The sequence below is a fragment of the Ligilactobacillus pabuli genome, assembly GCF_022836475.1.
Lineage (GTDB): Bacteria > Bacillota > Bacilli > Lactobacillales > Lactobacillaceae > Ligilactobacillus > Ligilactobacillus pabuli.
Genome location: NZ_BQXH01000003.1, coordinates 66,339 through 85,571 on the forward strand (window position 1 = coordinate 66,339; position 19,233 = coordinate 85,571).

17 protein-coding genes are annotated in these 19,233 nt (G+C 42.9%); 16 read left to right on the top strand and 1 reads right to left on the bottom strand.

The features are described 5' to 3' along the window. Positions 1-289 precede the first annotated feature (289 nt). Positions 290-2,122, top strand: a complete 1,833-nt coding sequence (gene kimA, locus LPAF129_RS02340) for a potassium transporter KimA (protein WP_244054550.1) — start codon at positions 290-292, stop codon at positions 2,120-2,122. Positions 2,123-2,614: 492 nt separating this feature from the next. Here kimA and LPAF129_RS02345 read toward each other — a convergent pair whose 3' ends face one another. Beyond that, positions 2,615-3,271: a YigZ family protein gene (locus LPAF129_RS02345; RefSeq protein ID WP_244054551.1), complete on the bottom strand. Its 657-nt coding sequence runs from the start codon at positions 3,269-3,271 to the stop codon at positions 2,615-2,617. Between the two features lie 68 nt (positions 3,272-3,339). On the opposite strand from LPAF129_RS02345, the gene LPAF129_RS02350 reads away from it, so the two are divergent. The 15 genes from LPAF129_RS02350 (at position 3,340) to trxB (ending at position 19,015) form a co-directional block, all read left to right on the top strand. Further along, positions 3,340-4,674, top strand: a complete 1,335-nt coding sequence (locus LPAF129_RS02350; RefSeq protein WP_244054552.1) for an ATP-dependent helicase ComFA — start codon at positions 3,340-3,342, stop codon at positions 4,672-4,674. Continuing rightward, positions 4,667-5,359, top strand: coding sequence for a ComF family protein (locus tag LPAF129_RS02355; RefSeq protein ID WP_244054553.1), 693 nt, complete (start codon positions 4,667-4,669; stop codon positions 5,357-5,359). The genes LPAF129_RS02350 and LPAF129_RS02355 overlap by 8 nt, the downstream gene beginning before the upstream one ends. Positions 5,360-5,624: 265 nt before the next feature. Beyond that, the gene (gene hpf, locus LPAF129_RS02360) at positions 5,625-6,176 is read left to right on the top strand and encodes a ribosome hibernation-promoting factor, HPF/YfiA family (RefSeq protein WP_244054554.1); all 552 of its coding nucleotides are present in this window, start codon (positions 5,625-5,627) and stop codon (positions 6,174-6,176) included. A gap of 257 nt (positions 6,177-6,433) precedes the next feature. Further along, positions 6,434-8,797: a preprotein translocase subunit SecA gene (gene secA / locus LPAF129_RS02365; protein WP_244054555.1), complete on the top strand. Its 2,364-nt coding sequence runs from the start codon at positions 6,434-6,436 to the stop codon at positions 8,795-8,797. 69 nt (positions 8,798-8,866) lie between these two features. Next, a protein-coding gene (prfB, locus tag LPAF129_RS02370; protein ID WP_244054556.1) for a peptide chain release factor 2 occupies positions 8,867-9,986 on the top strand; the annotation gives its coding sequence in 2 pieces (ribosomal slippage) (positions 8,867-8,938 and positions 8,940-9,986; 1,119 coding nt in all). 133 nt (positions 9,987-10,119) lie between these two features. Further along, a complete protein-coding gene (gene ftsE / locus LPAF129_RS02375; protein ID WP_244054557.1) occupies positions 10,120-10,803 on the top strand; it encodes a cell division ATP-binding protein FtsE in 684 nt (227 codons plus the stop codon). Then, a complete protein-coding gene (gene ftsX / locus LPAF129_RS02380) occupies positions 10,796-11,686 on the top strand; it encodes a permease-like cell division protein FtsX (RefSeq protein ID WP_244054558.1) in 891 nt (296 codons plus the stop codon). The genes ftsE and ftsX overlap by 8 nt, the downstream gene beginning before the upstream one ends. Positions 11,687-11,918: 232 nt before the next feature. Continuing rightward, positions 11,919-13,064, top strand: coding sequence for a PDZ domain-containing protein (locus LPAF129_RS02385; protein WP_244054559.1), 1,146 nt, complete (start codon positions 11,919-11,921; stop codon positions 13,062-13,064). 14 nt (positions 13,065-13,078) lie between these two features. Next, a complete protein-coding gene (locus tag LPAF129_RS02390; RefSeq protein WP_244054560.1) occupies positions 13,079-13,792 on the top strand; it encodes a response regulator transcription factor in 714 nt (237 codons plus the stop codon). Further along, entirely contained in the window at positions 13,782-15,173 is a 1,392-nt protein-coding gene (locus LPAF129_RS02395; RefSeq protein WP_244054561.1) for a sensor histidine kinase, read from the top strand. Before LPAF129_RS02390 ends, LPAF129_RS02395 begins: the two co-directional genes overlap by 11 nt. Before the next feature lie 140 nt (positions 15,174-15,313). Next, the gene (locus tag LPAF129_RS02400; RefSeq protein ID WP_244054562.1) at positions 15,314-15,646 is read left to right on the top strand and encodes a PspC domain-containing protein; all 333 of its coding nucleotides are present in this window, start codon (positions 15,314-15,316) and stop codon (positions 15,644-15,646) included. Then, the gene (locus LPAF129_RS02405) at positions 15,647-15,994 is read left to right on the top strand and encodes a phage holin family protein (protein ID WP_244054563.1); all 348 of its coding nucleotides are present in this window, start codon (positions 15,647-15,649) and stop codon (positions 15,992-15,994) included. A 112-nt stretch (positions 15,995-16,106) separates the two neighbouring features. Beyond that, positions 16,107-17,039 carry an HPr(Ser) kinase/phosphatase gene (hprK, locus tag LPAF129_RS02410; protein WP_244054564.1) on the top strand — a complete coding sequence of 311 codons (933 nt, stop codon included), beginning with the start codon at positions 16,107-16,109 and terminating at the stop codon, positions 17,037-17,039. Between the two features lie 101 nt (positions 17,040-17,140). Beyond that, entirely contained in the window at positions 17,141-17,992 is an 852-nt protein-coding gene (gene lgt, locus LPAF129_RS02415; protein WP_244054565.1) for a prolipoprotein diacylglyceryl transferase, read from the top strand. A 93-nt stretch (positions 17,993-18,085) separates the two neighbouring features. Continuing rightward, on the top strand, positions 18,086-19,015 hold the full coding sequence (gene trxB / locus LPAF129_RS02420; protein WP_244054566.1) for a thioredoxin-disulfide reductase: 930 nt from the start codon (positions 18,086-18,088) through the stop codon (positions 19,013-19,015). Positions 19,016-19,233: the final 218 nt, after the last annotated feature.

Here is a 19,233-nt window from a genome sequence, read left to right on the forward strand (position 1 = left end):
TAATTTAATGATTTTACCGCCGTTTTTCTAGGAAAAATAAGACTTTTTACCGGTCTGACCTGGCTGAGAATAATTTAGTTTAGTAGCGAAGATTAACTTTTTCTATCGACTGCAAAATTTTTCTAAAATAATAGCTTGCAACTTTCTAGATGAGTGGAGTATTATAAGGTTCGCCTTTAAAAATTAACCAAATCCGGTGGAAAATCAGCGGTATTTTTCGTGCGGTTGACTGGTCATTTAAAGGAGATAAAAATAAAATTTAATTTTTTTGATTAAAGGGGTAAAGATTATGTGGCGTTACTTAAAACGGCTGTTGATTGGCAGACCACTCAAAACAGCTGATGAAGGTGGCCAATCATTGACCAAGTTTAAAGCACTGGCATTGCTCTCTTCAGATGCACTGTCTTCAGTTGCTTATGGGACTGAACAAATTACAGCTACGTTGATTATTTTGTCAGCGGCAGCAACTTGGTATTCGGTTCCTGCTGCGGCCATCGTGTTAGTGTTATTATTTGCGATCACGATGTCTTACCGACAAATCATTCATGCCTACCCATCTGGTGGTGGGGCTTACGTGGTAGCTACCAAGAACTGGGGTGCCAATGCCGGTTTATTGGCAGGTGGTTCACTGTTAGTCGATTATATGCTGACTGTGGCTGTTTCAGTGACCTCAGGGACAGAAGCCATTACTTCTGCGATCCCGTTGCTGCGACCATATGCGATTTTGATTTCCGTGATCATCGTGGTCTTTATTATGACCTTGAATTTAAGAGGAATGCGCGAATCAGCGTCATTTCTGACGGTGCCGGTCTATTTGTTTGTGGTAATGATCGCAGTAATGATCATTTGGGGATTATTCAATATTTTAAGCGGGAACCTTGATTACCAAGCGACTGCTAGTATTGGTGCTCCGGTCAAGGGAATGACGCTAGTCTTATTCTTACGGGCTTTCTCAGCTGGTTCTTCATCTCTGACAGGGGTCGAAGCAATTAGTAATGCAGTTCCTAATTTTAAGCGGCCTAAAAGAAAGAATGCGGCCAATACTTTATTGATCATGGCAGTGATTTTGGCGTTATTCTTTGCCAGCATTACATTTTTGAGTTATTACTTGGGGATCTTGCCTAACAGTCATGAAACTGTACTTTCACAAATTGCTGAAGCAGTCTTTGGCCATGGTGTCGTTTACTATCTCTTGCAGCTGTCGACAGCGATGATTTTAGCCGTAGCAGCTAACACTGGTTTTTCTGCCTTTCCAATCTTAGCCTATAACCTGGCAAAGGATAAATATATGCCACACATGTTTATGGATAAGGGTGACCGGTTGGGTTATTCCAACGGTATCGTAGCTTTGGCAGTCGGTGCGATCGTCTTGATCTTTATTTTCCACGGTCAAACGAACCTCTTGATCCCGCTTTACGCAGTGGGTGTTTTCGTACCATTTACACTCTCCCAGTCGGGAATGATCATTCATTGGTTCCGTGAACGAGGCAAGCATTGGCTATTAAATTCAAGCTTTAACCTGTTAGGCGCTGTGATTTCCTTGGCCTTAGTCGTATTCTTGTTCTGGCTGCATTTTCCAAATGTTTGGCCATACTTGATCATTATGCCGGTCCTGTTATTTATCTTTTATCGGGTCCATCGCCACTATGTTGAAGTTGCTGAACAGTTGCGAGTTAATGCTGAAGTCCAGCAATTACATGACTACAGTGGGGCAACAGTAATCGTTTTGGTTAGTTCAGTAACTCATGTGACGACGGGGGCGATCAATTACGCCCGTTCGATCAGTAACAACGTGATCGCGATGCATGTTTCATTTGATACGAATCCGAAAAAAGAACATGAGACTGCCAAAGAGTTTAAAGAATCTTTCCCAGAAGTGCGCTTTGTGGATCTACATTCGTCATATCGTTCAGTTGTAGCACCTGTACTGCGTTTCTGTGATGTGATTGCTAAAAACTCAGCAGAGCGAAATGATTCTGTGACAGTCATTGTGCCACAGTTTGTTCCACGGAAGCCATGGCAAAACATTTTGCATAACCAAACAGCTTTCCGTTTAAGAAACTCACTGAATACACGAGAAAACATTATCGTTTCCACCTATAACTATCATTTGAAAAAATAAACAAGCAAAAAACCTGTTAGTCTGAATTTTGACTAACAGGTTTTTTTGGATGCGCTGAAAGGGGGGATTGTAGTTGAACTCCTCTAGTGCTCGAGTCCTCCCGATTCACTCCGCTCTGTGATTTTAGTCGAGCTCCACAAACCAGGCTTTTCCGCCTAGCTAAGACCAGCCTTCAATGCCGAAACCGCATTAAAGACTAGTCTCGACTAGTGCTCGAGTCCTCCCGGTTTGCTCCGCTCTGTGATTTAGTCGAGCTCCGTGAGGCAAGAGATTCCGCTTATCCCGTCCCAACCTTCAATGCCAAGAACGCATTAAAGGTTAGGCCACGATCATGCTCGTCTCTTAAGCGCCTCACTCCGCTCTGTGATTTAGTCGAGCTCCAAAACTCAGAAGATTCCGCTTAAAAAGCAAGGGCCTTTAATGCCGAAATCGCATTTAAGGTCCTTGCTCCTTAATGCTCGTCTTCTAAACGAGTTTTTCCGCTCTGTGATTTTAGTACCGTGCTGGTTTATTTGCTAAATCATAATCAAGTTCATGGTAAACTTCTTCACCCTTGACGAAAGTAACTTGAGCGTTTAAAAAATCATTGATCAAACTAGTCTTTTCTTCGTATTCTGGGGTGTTTAATGCCAGCGTGAGCGTTACTTTGTCAGTATATTCTGTCTCAAGGATCGTAATGTTTTGTTCGGCTAAGAAGTGTTCAAGTTGTCCTTGTAACGGATATGCGATGGTCACCGCGACTTCTGTTTGTGGTGCACGGACCACCACACCCAAAGCATTTACAGCTTGTGAAGTTGCATTGCTGTATGCCCGAATTAGTCCGCCAGCCCCTAACTTGATCCCACCAAAATATCGGGTGACAACGGCTGTGACATTGCGGAGTTCTAGTTGTTCTAAGACATTTAAAATTGGAGCTCCTGCGGTACCAGATGGTTCACCGTTATCATTTTGCTTCATGACTTCATTTTTTAGGCCTAAAACGTAGGCATAACAGTTATGAGTAGCAGAAGAATGTTCTTGTTTAATTTGCTCGATAAAAGCTTCAGCTTCTGCTTTAGTTTCTGTCCGCGCAATGTTACAGATAAACTGTGATTTTTTAATGTCGATTTCGTGATTACCAGCTGTTTTTATGGTCAGGTAAGGTTGCATAAAAAAATTGTCCTCCTTTAGATCAAAATGCGTTTTTTTTGCGTATCTACTAGTTGAGGTGAAATAGTATGGAAATTAATGATGTCGCGGGCCGCTTGTTACTGGAAACCGAATTGACCCCTGAATTACGCCAACAGTTGGCCAAACAGGCCCAACCAGCAATAATTAGTCAGGGAAAATTTATTGTCTGCCAGCGTTGCTTGACGCGAACCCCGAAACTAGCAGCAAGTTTACCGAATGGTCAGTATTACTGTCCAGCTTGTTTGTTACTAGGCCGAGTTAGTTCAGCTAATCAATTATACCATTTATCAGAAAAAAATTTATTTTCCCCCTTGCAGCAGTCGCCGCTAGTTTGGCAGGGGAAACTGTCAGCCTTTCAAGCAGAATGTTCGGCTCAATTATCCAGTGCTAGTGAAAAGACAGGGCGGTATCTCTTATGGGCTGTGACAGGCGCGGGGAAAACGGAGATGCTGTTTCCAACGCTCGAAAAAGCTTTTTTAGCTGGCAAACGGGTCTGTTTAGCTTCACCGCGAGTAGACGTTTGTAATGAACTTTATCCACGGTTGTGTGCGGCCTTTACAGGGATCGAACCGACTTTATTACATGGGCATACAAAGCAAGTTTATCATTATAGTCAACTCACGATCTGTACCACCCACCAACTGTTACGGTTTCAACATGCTTTTGATTTATTGATCATTGATGAAGTTGATGCTTTTCCGTTTCGCGGCAATCAAATGTTGGGTCAAGCTGCGACAAGAGCTGTCAAACCGGCAGGGTGTCTGGTTTATCTAACGGCAACGCCGACTCCTGAACTACTGGCGTTGGTCAAACGAGGCCAGTTATCAGTTTCATATTTACCGTTGCGCTTTCACCAGCATCTCTTGCCGGTCCCAGTCGTATGGTTGTTACCAAACTGGCAGCGAGACCTAGCAGCCAGTAAATTACCGTTAAGAATTACTAGGGTGCTGCAAAAATGGGGTAAGTCGCAACAGCCATTCTTAGTCTTTGTGCCCAGCTTACGATTGTTATTACCAGTTTTGGAAGTGCTTCAACAGCTCTTACCGCCAGCGGTTCGTGGTGAGTCGGTGTATTCAGCTGATGCACAGCGAATCGAAAAGGTCCAAGCCTTGCGGGACCACCGGCTGAATTATTTGGTCACGACCACGATTTTAGAGCGGGGGGTCACTTTTCCGGCCTTAAACGTCTTAGTTTTAGGTGCCGACCACCAGACGTTTTCCACAGCAGCCTTGGTGCAAATTGCAGGGCGAGTTGGGCGCAGTGCTGAGCATCCAACGGGGGACGTGCTTTTTATTTGCAGCGACCATGTCAAAAATGTCCGTGCTGCACTGCAACAAATTCAAGGCTTAAATCGGAAAGGGGAGAAGTTATTGCATGGCTAAATGTTTAATGTGCGGCACAGAACTGGTTTCACGGCTTAGTTTGGCGTGGCTGTTGTCATTGCAGCCGTTAATTTTGCCGGTGCTGTGTCCACAATGTCAGCGTCAATTTAGTCCGTTAGCCCAGCAAACGACTTGTCCAGGCTGTGGCAGAGTCCAGCCGACCACCAAACTGTGCCAAGATTGTCAGCGGTGGCAAAAGATGGGGGAAACTGAATTGCTAGCCAACCAGGCTTTGTATGGTTATAATACTGCAATGAAAGATTATGTCCAGCGTTACAAGTTTACCGGTGATTACCAATGGCGGTTGATCTTTCAGCGTGAATTTACCGCGGCTGTCCAGCAATTTGTAGTACAAGAGTGGCTTGTCGTCCCTATTCCAGTTGACGAGCAAACCTTTGAGGTACGCGGCTTTAATCAGGTCCTCGGTTTGTTGGACCGGGTATCAACTGCGAATTTGTTACAGTTTAAGCAACAATCTGGACGAATCAAACAATCAACTAAGACACGGAAGGATCGGATGGAAACTATGCAGCCTTTTGTATACTGTGGACAACAAAAACTGAGTGGACAGAAGATCTTACTGATCGATGATATTTATACCACGGGACGGACCTTGTATCATGCGAAACACGTGCTGGCAAAACAAGGAGCAAGCCAGGTCCGTTCGTTAACTTTAGCTCGCTGACATTCGCCCAGTATTTTGAAATTAGTCTTGTCATGGCAATAACTTATCATTTCAAATAAAAAGATAAATTTTTATGCTGGTCAAAAGCCTATTTAGACGCGTTTAGACTCACTTTTGGAGTAAAACTTCGTAAAAAAAGGAGAGAAATATTTGTTTATTCAAGCGTTTTCTATTATAATTGAGTTGTAGATGAGATATCTAATTTAATTGATATCCACCCACTGGAACAATAAAAATGTTCTGGTTGTGAAAGGAGAGGTTATCCATGTTAAAAGTCAACGTACGTGGTGAGAATATTGAGGTTACAGCTGCTTTGAGGGATTATGTCGAAAAGAAACTGACAAAACTCGAAAAGTATTTTGAAGACACCTCCAATTCAACTGCTCATGTGAATTTGAAGGTCTATTCAGATAAAAATGCTAAGGTCGAGGTAACCATTCCGTTACCATACCTAGTTTTACGGGCGGAAGAAACATCGCCTGACATGTACGGAAGTATTGATTTGGTGACCGATAAACTTGAACGGCAAATCAGAAAGCACAAGACCAAGATCAACCGGAAATCTCGTGAAAAGGGATATAAAGGTTTGGACTTTGTTGCCCAAGCACCGGAAACTGAAGCTCCAGTCGATGACGACATCGAAATCGTGCGGACTAAAAACATTGCTTTAAAGCCAATGGATAGTGAAGAAGCTGTTTTACAAATGGAAATGTTAGGCCATAACTTCTTTATTTATGAAGATGCTGACTCAGAAGGGGTCAACATTGTGTACCGTCGCCGCGATGGCCGTTACGGCTTGATCGAAGCTGGTCAATAATCAGCTGCAGCTGGTTTCAGTTGATCCTGGACTGAAATAAAATGTGGTAATATAATTAAAAGCACCTCCCATTTTCTCAATGATCAGAAGATGGCGGGTGCTTTTTTGTAGATGATTATAGAATTCGAGCGGGATTTAGGGCAGTTTTTGTTTTCATTTGTAATCAAGAATGCTAGAATATAGGTTAGTGTATTATATCTAAAAAGATTAAAATCAATTAAAATTCAAAGTTTTTTATTAAAGAAGGGAATTATTTCATGGCAAACGTCCTGAAAAAGTGGGTTGAAAGTGACAAGCGAGAACTAAAGAGATTAAACAAGATCGCTGATAAAGTTGAAGCCTTTGCTGCTGATATGGAGGCTTTATCAGACCAGGAGCTACAAGCTAAAACCCCTGAACTTAAAACTAGAATTCAGGAAGGCGCAACCTTAGATGACGTGCTTCCTGAAGCTTTTGCAGTGGCTCGTGAAGGAGCAAGACGTGTGTTAGGTCTGTATCCCTTCCACGTGCAAATTATTGGTGGGATCGTTCTTCATGAAGGTAACATTGCTGAAATGAAGACTGGTGAAGGGAAGACCTTGACCGCTACGATGCCGGTTTATTTGAATGCCTTAGGCCAAAAAGGTGTCCACGTGGTTACGGTTAACGAATACTTAGCCTCACGTGATGCAACAGAAATGGGCGAACTGTACGAATGGTTGGGCTTGACCGTTGGTTTGAATGTCAACGGGATTTCAGCCGAGGAAAAACGCGCAGCTTATAACGCAGATATTACCTACTCGACTAACAGTGAGTTAGGGTTTGACTATTTGCGCGACAACATGGTCGTTTATAAAGAAGACATGGTACAACGACCATTGAACTTTGTGATCGTCGATGAAGTTGACTCGATCTTGATCGATGAGGCGCGGACCCCATTGATCATTTCTGGTCAAGCACAGGGCTCAACGAAACTGTATATTAGAACCGACCGTTTCGCTAAAACCTTGACTAAAGATGATGATTATAAGGTCGATTTGGAATCCAAGACGGTTTCATTGACTGAACAAGGAATTCAAAAGGGTGAAAAGTACTTTGGTTTGACCAACCTCTTTGACCCAGATAATACGGCATTGAACCATCATTTGGATAATGCCTTACGTGCGAACTACATTATGATCAACGATAAAGATTATGTGGTCCGCGATGGTGAAGTTCTGATCGTCGACCAGTTTACTGGCCGGATCATGGATGGCCGTCGTTATTCTGATGGCTTGCACCAGGCGATCGAAGCTAAAGAACGGGTCACGATCGAAGAAGAAACTAAGACGATGGCTAACATCACTTACCAGAACTTCTTTAGAATGTACCGCAAGTTAGCGGGGATGACTGGGACTGCCAAAACGGAACAAGAAGAATTCCGGGAAATTTATAATATGGAAGTTATCGGGATCCCAACTAACAAACCAGTTATTCGTGATGACCGTCCGGATTTGTTGTACCCAACTTTGACCAGCAAGTTTAACGCGGTGGTTGAAGACATTAAAGTCCGCCACGAAGCAGGCCAGCCAATCTTGGTCGGGACCGTGGCTGTGGAAACTTCAGAATACTTGTCGAGTTTGTTGGACCGTGCGGGTGTTCCGCATGCGGTTTTGAATGCGAAAAATAACGCTAAAGAAGCAGATATCATTACTAACGCTGGTCAACGCGGCGCAGTTACAATTGCGACTAACATGGCTGGACGTGGGACTGATATCAAATTAGGACCGGGTGTCACCGACGTTGGCGGTTTAGCTGTGATCGGGACCGAACGCCATGAATCACGCCGGATCGATAACCAGCTGCGTGGCCGTTCTGGCCGGCAGGGGGATCCAGGTGTTACTCAATTCTATCTGTCACTTGAAGATGACCTGATGTTGCGGTTCGGTTCTGACCGGATCAAAGATCTATTGCAACGGATGAAAGTCGATGACGATGACGCTGTGATCCAGTCGAAGATGATCTCCAAGCAGGTTGAATCTGCCCAGAAGCGGGTCGAAGGTAATAACTACGATACGCGGAAACAAGTTTTGCAATATGATGACGTAATGCGGGCACAGCGTGAAGTGATCTACGCTCAACGTCAACAAGTCATCATGGAAGAAGAATCTTTGAAGTCTGTCATCATGCCGATGATCAAGCGGACTGTTGCCCATGCTGTCCAAGTGCACACCCAAGGTGAACGTAAGGATTGGGATCTACAAGCAATTCTTGACTTTGCGATTGGAGTCATGGTCAATGAAGATAGCATTTCACTGAGTGATTTAGCGGGTAAGAAGCCAGAGGAAATCGTTGACTACTTGATGTCACGTGCTGAAGCTAATTATCATTTGAAGGAAAAACAACTCTATGATCCAAGTCAAATCTTGGAATTTGAAAAAGTTGTTATCTTACGGGTGGTTGACTCTCGCTGGACAGACCACATTGATGAAATGGATCAACTCCGGCAATCAATCGGCCTGCGTGGCTACGGTCAGTTGAATCCGTTGGTTGAATATCAGTCTGATGGCTACCGGATGTTTGAAGAAATGGTCGGCAACATTGAATATGATGTGACCCGGCTCTTCTTGAAAGCTGAAATTCGCCAAAATATTAAACGTTAATAAGTCTGAAACGGGCGGAGGCAACTATTACTAGCGGCCGCCGCTCGTTTTTTAAAGGAGAGAATGAATATGGAATTTAGCGATTATCATCGTGAAATTGAACATTTAAATCATCAACTCACAGACTTTAGGGGGTCTCTTTGACCTCGAAGGTCTGAAAGAGTCAATTGCAGAAAACGAAATGAAGATGGCTGACCCTAATTTTTGGAATGACAGTCAGCAAGCGCAAGTTGTGATCGATGAAAATAATGAATTAAAAAGCAAATACGATAATTTTAATTCATTGGTTGAAAGTACTGAAGACTTGGAAGTTTTATTGGAATTAGCTGAGGCTGATCCAACAGACCAAGAAATGCTGACTGATCTGGCTGCTAAATATCAAGAAGTATCTGGGCAAATGCAACGCTATCAGCTGACCTTACTACTCAATGAACCATATGATAAAAATAATGCGATCTTGGAAATTCATCCAGGAGCTGGTGGGACCGAATCACAGGACTGGGGCTCAATGTTATTGAGAATGTACGATCGCTGGGCAGAACAACATGGTTTTAGCGTGGAAACCGTCGACTACCAAGAAGGAGACGAAGCCGGGATCAAGAGTGTAACGCTGCTGATTTCTGGTAAGAATGCCTACGGTTATTTGCGGAGTGAGAAGGGTGTTCATCGCCTAGTCCGGATCTCACCCTTTGATTCTGCAGGTCGTCGGCATACGTCGTTTGCATCAATCAATGTCATGCCTGAACTGTCAGATGACGTTGAAGTCGACTTGCGTCCTGAAGACATTAAAATGGAAGTCTTTCGTTCTTCTGGTGCTGGTGGGCAGCATATCAACAAGACTTCATCAGCAGTCCGTTTGATCCATATTCCAACTGGTATTGTGACTTCTAGTCAGGCGCAACGTTCACAGTTTCAAAACAAAGCAACAGCTGAAAAAATGATGAAAGCTAAGTTGTATCAATTGGAACTTGAGAAAAAAGAGCAGGAAAGAGCACAAATTCAAGGGGAACAAATGGAAATTGGCTGGGGTTCGCAGATTCGTTCGTATGTTTTCCATCCGTACTCAATGGTCAAAGACCACCGGACCGAACAAGAAACTGGTAATATCCAAGCGGTGATGGATGGCGATCTAGACGCATTTATCAATGCTTACTTACAGTGGAAGTTGCAGCAAAAAAATCCACAGTAAGGGGAAAAGAACAGGTCTAGTGGGACTTGTTCTTTTTTTCGCAATCTTTTTGTAATATAAATGTTCTGTTAATTCATTAACAATCAATGTTATACTCATGGAGTATGAAAAATATTTTGGAGGAAGAGTTCTCTTGATCGAATTTAAAAATGTAGTGAAAGATTATGGCAATGCCGTCTTAGGTGCCGATCATTTATCTGTCCGCATTAATCAGGGCGAGTTTGTCTATGTTGTCGGACCAAGTGGTGCCGGTAAATCAACATTCATTAAACTAATGTATCGTGATGTGGCACCAACTTCGGGTGAAATTAAAGTTAACAATTATCGGGTCGATTCAATTACGAATAAGGAAGTTCCGTTCTTGCGGCGTGAATTAGGCATCGTTTTTCAGGATTTCAAGTTGTTACCACGTTTAACAATTTTTGAAAATGTGGCTTACGCTTTACAAGTTATTGAAAAAAAACCAGAAGATGTCCAAAAACGGGTCAATGAAGTCTTAGCATTAGTTGGCTTGGAAGATAAGGCACAAAGTTTTCCCAATGAAATTTCTGGTGGGGAACAACAAAGAGTGGCCATTGCACGGGCAATCGCCAACCATCCTGGAATTTTAATTGCTGATGAACCAACGGGGAACCTGGATCCGGAAACATCAGAAGATATTATGAGAATTTTGGAAAAAATTAATTTAGATGGGACCACGGTTGTCATGGCAACCCATAACAGTAACATGGTGAATGAACATAAGCATCGCGTTTTAGAAATCTCTGCCGGAAAGATTGCTCGTGATCAAGAAGGAGGAGGTTACGAAAATGAGTAGCTTAACGTTGAAACGTCATTTGACCGAAAGTTTACGCAACTTAAAGCGAAATGGTTGGATGACTGGGGCCGCAATCGCAGCGGTTACTGTAACCTTGTTGTTGGTCGGTGTCTTATTATCAATTCTATTGAACGTCAATAAAGTTGCTAGTGATATTGAAAACGACGTGGAAGTGCGGGTCTTTATTGAACGTAAGACCACTAAAGATGAACAACAAGAATTGAAAAAAGAATTGGCTAAGGTCGATGGTGTCAAAGAAATTAGCTTTTCTAGTCGGAAAAAGGAACTGAAAAACGTGGTTGGAACTTATGGGAAGTCCTTCCGACTGTTTTCTGGCGATGATAATCCTTTATATGATGTTTACGTAGTTAAAACGGATAGCCCTAAACATACGGTTAAGGTGGCTAAACAAGCTGAAAAATTCCGGCATGTTTATCAGACTCAATACGGCGGTACTTGGGCTAAAAAACTCTTTAAACTAGTCTCTGGTATTAGACGTTGGGGTGTAATTATTAGTGTCTTGCTGCTCTTTGTGGCAGTCTTCTTAATTTCAAACACGATTCGTTTGACGATTTTGTCACGAAGCAATGAAATTTCGATCATGCGCTTAGTTGGGGCAACCAATTCTTACATTAGATGGCCATTTATTTTGGAAGGTGCTTGGACTGGTCTGTTTGGTTCAATTATTCCGATCTTAGTCGTCGATTTTAGTTATGGCTGGATGTATCGCGTAATCACGGCGTCCTTGCATAGTACAACAATTTCCTTGTTGTTACCACATACGTTCTTAATTGAAATCGATTTGTTGTTGGCTGTCATCGGGATCGGCATTGGTGCTTTAGGTGCTGCATTATCGATGGGCCGCTTCTTGAAGCTGAAATAAGTTCAGCTAACAGGAACTTTATAAAAAATAATCTTAGTTTGTGGAACTCTACTTTATGAAAAAGTGGGGTTCTTTTTTGCCTAAAAATAACTGTAACTGTGATTTGGTCAAATTGATGCCGCTAAAAGCTGGATTCTGGTAATTTTGTCTAAATTTTAACCGTTGTTTTTTGTTTTAATTAGCTGATATTGATATACTTAAATCATTAAGTACATAGCGAGGAGACTTGAATGTGGAAATCTGGCAAATTATTTTATTATATCTAATTCAACCCGTCACTTGGCTCGGAGTAATTTTGGCAGGGGTGGTGTATTACCGGCGCTTAAAACAGGAAAGACAACTCTTTCGAATTGCGATCGACCGTGATTTTTATGAAGGTCGCCACTTTTTAAAAACGGCCGTATTTGGTTTAGTATTGGGTGGAGTAATCTCTCTTGCTGCGGGGTTAATGTTAAATAATGGGGCCTTGCTGCTGCTTGAACTAGCAGGCGTTTTGGGCTTGTTAGCTTTACCTGCCATTGACTTAAGTCTGGTTTTCTTGTGGTTGGCAGCGTTGGTGGCGTGTTTCTTAAATTTAACCGGCAATTCACTGTTAAACGTGAGCCATCATCTAATTTCAGTGGCTGGAAAACAGTTGCCCGCTAATTTGTTGTTAGTGTTGGTGCTCTTTTTCCTGCTACGGACATTTCTATTGCACTACAAAAAGAGTACGTGGTTTACTCCTAGTATTCAAAATGGCAAACGTGGGCGGCGAGTTGCCTATTATAAGTGGAAAGAATTTAGCGTGATTCCTTTAGTGGTCTTGATCCCAGCCGATACTTGGCAGAGTTCAGTGCCATACTGGCCAATTTTTTCTTTCAACGGACATTCATTTGGACTACTAATTTTGCCATTATTCGTCGCTGCAACACTGAAAGTCTTTAAAAAAGAACCGCAAGAGATGTTACGTTATTATCGACAACAATCTTTGTGGTTGGCGGCGCTCTCCTTGGTGGCTGCAATTGGCGGTCTGTTTGAACCGCTAGTTGCCGTAGCGGGTATACTCTTAGTAGGAATCTTGGCAGGGATCTTCACGTTTAAACGTCGCCGCTTAGACGCAACTGGCCAACGCTGGTATGTCGAGACTAAGGAAGGTGTGCGAGTGATCGCAGTCATGCCAGATACTCCTGCAGCTAAGATGAAGATCAAAAAAGGCGATATCATCTTGGATTGCAACAATATTGCGGTTCATAATGAAGCTGAATTCTACGCTGCCTTACAGAAAAATTCCGCTTACTGTCATTTACGGGTCAAGACGTATACGGGTGATTTAAAGATTGCTGAGAGTGCAATTTATGCAGATGCACCTCATGAAATTGGGTTGATACTTTTTCAATGAAAGGGCGAGGTTGAGTGAAAAAAATTCTAGTAGTTGATGATGATCAAGCAATTGTAACTTTGTTAGAATACAACCTGCAAAAGGCTGGTTATGAAGTTCATACAGCAAATGATGGACAACTTGCCTTACAAGAAGCGTTAACTGGTAATTTTGATTTTATTTTATTGGACCTAATGTTACCGAAGTTAGACGGAATTGAGGTCACGAAACGCTTACGACAAGAAAAAATTCAAACACCGATTTTGATGTTAACTGCTCGTGATGAAGAGACCGATAAAATTATCGGCTTAGAATTAGGGGCGGATGATTATCTGACCAAACCTTTTTCTCCCCGTGAGGTAATTGCACGGATGAAAGCCATTAGTCGACGAATCGGTCCTGGTACTCAGCCAGCGACAGAAGAACCACCGGAAAAAGTTTATACTTTCACTGACTTCACGGTGAATTTAACTAGTTACTCGGTTACTGTTGCGGGAAAGCCGGTGACTTTAACACCCAAGGAGTTTGAATTGTTAGCGTATTTCATTCAACGACCTGACCGGGTCCTAAGCCGAGAAAAACTATTAAATGGGGTTTGGGGCTACGACTATGTTGGGCAAACGCGGATGATCGACATGCATGTCAGTCATTTACGGGAAAAAATTGAGCCGCATCCAAGTCAGCCAGTTTATATTCAAACCGTTCGCGGCTTTGGGTATAAATTTAATGGTCAGCCAGATGAAAGTTAACCAGATTATCCGGCGCCTCGGACTGGGAGTACTTGCCGTTGGTTTGATTTTGATCGTGGCTGCTCAGGTGACTGGTCATTCGCTCAAAGCGACGGCAGTTGAGCTGCATGCCGGTTGGCTGGTGGCGACGGTGCTAGTGGTAGTTAGTTTGCTGGTCTTACTCGAATTCTTTGAACAACGACGGCAACGACAGATTCTTGCTTTATTGGCCAAGAAGTTACGAGAAGTGACGGCCGGTCAAAAAAGTGGTCATGTCCTCGTCCCTAAAAATAGTGAACTGTCTCAACTGGCTAGCGCAGTTAATCAGGTGCAAAGTACGAATACACTCTTACTTAAAGCCTATGACCGGCAAAAAAGAGGGTATTTTGGCTTGCTTGAGTATGTGCCAATCGGTGTGATGGTGATCGATCAGGACCGGGAAATTTATTTGAGTAACCATTATTTAAGTGACATCATGGAACGGGAATTGGAGTTGCAGCACGAATTGTACTATACAACTTTAGCGGAGTTTGACCTGGTCAAATTAGTTGAAGAAACCTTTCGGACTAAACAAGACCAGCAAGCAGAAGTTAGGTTGTCTCTGGCTAGCGGTCTGAAGATCGTGGCAGTCAATGTTGTTCATATCCCGGTAAGCACCCATCATTTCTTTGTAATGCTTCTGGTCAACGATATTACGGAACAAAAACAAATTGAACGGATGCAGCTGGATTTTGTCAGCAATGTGAGTCACGAACTAAAAACGCCGGTCACATCAATCGTGGGCTTCAGCGAGACGTTAAAAAATGGGGCACTCGATGAACCTGAGACGGCCGCGAAATTTGTGGAGATCATCTACCAACAGAGTCAAAAATTAACCGAACTGATCAATGATATTTTATCGCTGTCTCGGTTAGATAGTGGGCTGGTAGTTGAGCACCAAACGATCCATTTGGCACAGGTCGTTGACCAAGCACTCCAACCATATTCCCAGTTAATTGCGCAACGGCAGTTAACCGTGAAAAATCAGGTCTCAGCTGACTTTCTCGTGGTGACTGATGTTAAAAAACTGCGTTATATTTTAAGTAACTTATTGCAAAATGGGATCCGCTATAACCAAGTTGGTGGGCAATTGAGGATCAAGGCACACAAGAAAGCTGACAAATGGGAGCTGACAGTGAGTGACACTGGGATCGGATTAACAAGCGAACAACAGGGCCGGATCTTTGAACGTTTCTACCGGGCAGATACTTCGCGCAGTAAAGAAGTGGATGGAACCGGCTTAGGTTTAGCAATCGTGAAAGAATACGTCGAGTTTTTAGGCGGCAAGATCACGGTTACTAGTCAACTACAGGTTGGGACGACTTTTACAGTCAGTTTGCCTGTCAAACACGCTAAAGACTAATTATTTCTTAAAGATGTTCGCAAAAAGTCGGCAGAATTTGCAGTCCTTGCCGTTAGCTTGTAGAATTAATGATGGTGTCTTAAATGGAGATAAAATAGTAAGATAGTGAAGACTCGTGAAACCTTTTGGAGGAATGCTTTTTGAAGAAAAAATTACGTCGTTCAGCAACAAACCGTTATTTAGCCGGAGTTTGTGGTGGAATCGCTGAATATTTTAACTGGCCGGCTAAAAACGTGCGGATCGGTTACCTGATCTTTGCGATCCTATGCTCATTTTCAGGACGGTTCATGATTTTGCCGCTAGGATTGTATTTAATTTTGTATTTGGCATTACCGCAAGAAACTGCTGGCGGAACTTGGTCATCATTTTTCCATAATATGACTGACCAAGCAGCTGGCAAAACTGCACCAGGTGCTCGTCCAGAACAACGGCAGCGTAAAGTTTTGCATGATGCACATGAAAGGAAAGATTAAGTGAATTTTATTAAGCGTGTTTTGATCAATGCGTTGATTTTTGTGGCGGTTGCTGGTTTATTACCCAACTATTTTCATGTTACCAGCTTTTGGGTCGCCATTTTAGCAGCAGTAGTATTAAGTATGTTAAATGCTTTTGTGAAACCAATTTTAGTGATCTTGTCCTTACCGATCACAATGGTTACACTGGGTTTTTTCTACTTGTTTATCAATGCTTTTATTCTGGAAATGACGTCCTTTTTTGTCGGCAGTGCCGTTTTCAGTTTTGCTGGTTTTGGCAGCGCATTTTTGGTCTCGATCATTTTGAGTTTGGTGAACCTAATTATTACTGATCGCTTTTCTGGTTAAAAACTGTATAATAGTGATAGAAAAGGAATTGGTCTAGCTGCTTTCAGAGAAAAACAAGAAAGATTTCATGTTTTTTTATAGCAAATTAAATGATGTCCAGGGAGGTTTCAATTTGAATAAAGTCAGTGTACAAGAACTGGTGGATGAATGCGACTTGGTAGTTTATAGCGGGGGAGTTAACCTTGAGTCCCGTTTTATTGTCACGAGTGATATTTCACGACCAGGATTAGAGATGACAGGGTATTTTGACTATTACCCAGCGGAACGGGTGCAGCTATTGGGCATGACGGAAATCTCTTATTCGCATAAGATGAAACAAGATGAACGGGCGCGGATCATGGATAAAATGTGCGGTAAGAATACCCCATGTTTTGTGGTTTCTCGCTTTTTGCCAGTCCCGATCGAATTAGAAGAAGCGGGCAAACGGCATAATATTCCAATTTTGCGGTCTAAACTGTCAACGACACGGTTGTCTTCTCGACTAACAGATTACTTACAAGCTAAGTTATCGATCCGTCGCTCGGTTCATGGCGTTTTAATGGATATTTATGGCTTGGGAGTCTTGATCACAGGTGATTCTGGAGTTGGTAAATCAGAAACCGCCTTGGAATTGATCAAACGTGGTCACCGTCTGATCGCGGATGACCGGGTAGAAATTTATCAACAAGACGAACGAACTTTGGTTGGCGAAGCACCTGAGATCTTGAACCATCTCTTAGAAATTCGCGGGGTGGGGATCATTGATGTGATGAACCTCTTCGGTGCGGGTTCTGTCCGGCAAAATACCCAGATCTCAGTAGTAGTTAACCTGGAAAATTGGTCGGCAGATAAGCAATATGATCGTTTAGGCAGTGGAGAAGAGGTCTTTGAACTCTTTAATGTTGACTTGCCAAAAATCAATATACCAGTTAAAGTTGGCCGAAACATGGCGATCATTATTGAATCTGCGGCCATGAACTTCCGCGCTAAATCAATGGGTTATGATGCCACACAGAAATTTGAAGATAACCTCAGTCGGTTGATCGAGAAAAATTCTGTCCACTAAGAATTGAAAATCAAACTTAAACATAGAAACTAATTAAGACTAAATTACTTGATTATTCAAATAATTTAGTCTTAATCTGATTGTAAGGAGAGAATTGAAGAATGGAATTATTCTTGGGTGCTTTAAATCCGATCGCACTAGATTTCGGACCCTTTGAGATTCGCTGGTATGGTGTGATTATTGCCTGCGGAGTGATTTTAGCCGCAACCTTATCAGTAACTGAAGGGAAAAAGCGGGGACTCAAAGACGATTATTTTTATGACTTTCTGCTTTGGGCACTGCCATTTTCGCTCATTGGTGCGCGCTTGTACTACGTAATTTTTGAGTGGAAGTATTATGTCGTTCATCCGTCTGAGATCTATCGGATCTGGGATGGCGGGATCGCAATTTATGGTTGTTTGATCGCAGCGGTGATCGTCTTACTATTGTATTGCCGCCACCAAAAAATCTCGAGCTGGTTATTTTTGGATGTCATTGCGCCGAATGTGATTTTAGCGCAAGGAATCGGACGCTGGGGGAATTTCATGAACCAAGAGGCCCATGGACGAGCAACGACTCTGGCCTTTTTACACAAACTGCATTTGCCGCAATTTATCGTTGAACAAATGCAGATCGGCGGGATCTATTACCAGCCGACTTTCTTGTATGAGTCAGTCTGGGATGTGGCAGGTTTTATTGTCTTAGCTGTCTTACGGCAAAAACAGCACCTCTTTAAACAAGGAGAAGTCTTTTTTGCTTATGTGATCTGGTATGCCTTTGGCCGCTTCTTTGTCGAAGGAATGCGGACTGACAGTTTGATGTTAGGACCATTAAGAGTTTCCCAGTGGTTGTCGGTTGCTTTATTCGTTGGGTCATTTCTGTGGTTATTTCATCGGCGTTACTGGCAGCCATATGCTCCGTGGTATTTGGATGGCCAAATTGCCTTGAACAAAGAAGAAACAAAAAGAAAATAGAAAATTTAACAGAAGAACAGCTTTTTACTAGACAACTTACAAAAAGTAAGTTAATATAGACATAAGGTAAAAAGAGAAGGAAGGAATAAGTTGATGGCAAAAAGTTATGATGTGATCGTGATTGGGGCAGGACCTGGTGGTATGACCGCTGCCTTGTATGCTTCACGGGCAAACCTCTCAGTATTGATGTTGGACCGTGGGATCTATGGCGGCCAGATGAACAATACGGCTGCGGTGGAAAATTATCCGGGTTTCAAGTCAATTTTAGGCCCAGACCTCGCTGAAAAGATGTATCAAAGTTCAACTCAATTTGATGCCGAATATGGTTATGGCAGTGTTGATAGTGTAACTGTTGGCGACGATGGTTTAAAGACTGTTGTGACAGATAGTGAGACCTATGAAACCCATGCATTGATCATTGCGACTGGCTCTGAGTATCGTAAACTTGGTGTCCCTGGCGAAGATGAATATGGCGGCCGAGGTGTATCGTACTGTGCTGTCTGTGATGGTGCGTTCTTTAAGAATAAACCAGTTGCAGTGATCGGCGGCGGAGATTCTGCCGTTGAAGAAGGCGGATATTTGTCACAGATGACCTCTGGCGTCAATATTATTCACCGGCGCGACCAATTACGGGCCCAAAAGATCTTGCAGGACCGTGCTTTCGCAAATGATCGAATCGGTTTTACTTGGGATACGATCGTGACTGAAATTTTAGGTGATGGCCAAAAAGTCACTGGAGTTGCGACCCATAATAAAAAGACCGGCGAAGATAGCCAGCAATCCGTTGATGGTGTCTTCATTTACGTTGGTAACCAGCCAATGACGGCCCCATTTTTAGACTTAGGGATCACCGATGAAAAGGGCTGGATCGTGACAAACGAAAAGATGGAAACTAAGGTTCCCGGAATTTTCGCAGTCGGCGATGTTCGTCAAAAAGATTTAAGACAAATTACAACTTCTGTTGGTGATGGTGGTATTGCTGGACAAGAAGCCTTTAACTACCTCCAGTCATTAGGAGATTAAGCAAAGATTAAGAGTGTTACGAGGAAGGGTCATTCATTAAATTGAATGGCTCTTTTTTCTTTACGTAGTGAAGTGAACTGAGGGAGAGCTCGAGCACTAGCCCAAGACTGGTCTTGGCTAGACGGAAAGTCCTAGTTTGAGCAACTGACTAAGAAGTACGATCTGCTTAGTTTTCAACTGGTTGTAAGTCGGGCAAAGTTGGCCCCAGTCGAGTTGTA

What these genes read in the sequence shown, in the direction of transcription:
- kimA (WP_244054550.1), top strand. Translation starts at nt 290, where the DNA reads ATGTGGCGTTACTTAAAACGGCTGTTGATTGGCAGACCACTCAAAACA.
- LPAF129_RS02345 (WP_244054551.1), bottom strand. Translation starts at nt 3,271, where the DNA reads ATGCAACCTTACCTGACCATAAAAACAGCTGGTAATCACGAAATCGAC.
- LPAF129_RS02350 (WP_244054552.1), top strand. Translation starts at nt 3,340, where the DNA reads ATGGAAATTAATGATGTCGCGGGCCGCTTGTTACTGGAAACCGAATTG.
- LPAF129_RS02355 (WP_244054553.1), top strand. Translation starts at nt 4,667, where the DNA reads ATGGCTAAATGTTTAATGTGCGGCACAGAACTGGTTTCACGGCTTAGT.
- hpf (WP_244054554.1), top strand. Translation starts at nt 5,625, where the DNA reads ATGTTAAAAGTCAACGTACGTGGTGAGAATATTGAGGTTACAGCTGCT.
- secA (WP_244054555.1), top strand. Translation starts at nt 6,434, where the DNA reads ATGGCAAACGTCCTGAAAAAGTGGGTTGAAAGTGACAAGCGAGAACTA.
- ftsX (WP_244054558.1), top strand. Translation starts at nt 10,796, where the DNA reads ATGAGTAGCTTAACGTTGAAACGTCATTTGACCGAAAGTTTACGCAAC.
- LPAF129_RS02395 (WP_244054561.1), top strand. Translation starts at nt 13,782, where the DNA reads ATGAAAGTTAACCAGATTATCCGGCGCCTCGGACTGGGAGTACTTGCC.
- lgt (WP_244054565.1), top strand. Translation starts at nt 17,141, where the DNA reads ATGGAATTATTCTTGGGTGCTTTAAATCCGATCGCACTAGATTTCGGA.
- trxB (WP_244054566.1), top strand. Translation starts at nt 18,086, where the DNA reads ATGGCAAAAAGTTATGATGTGATCGTGATTGGGGCAGGACCTGGTGGT.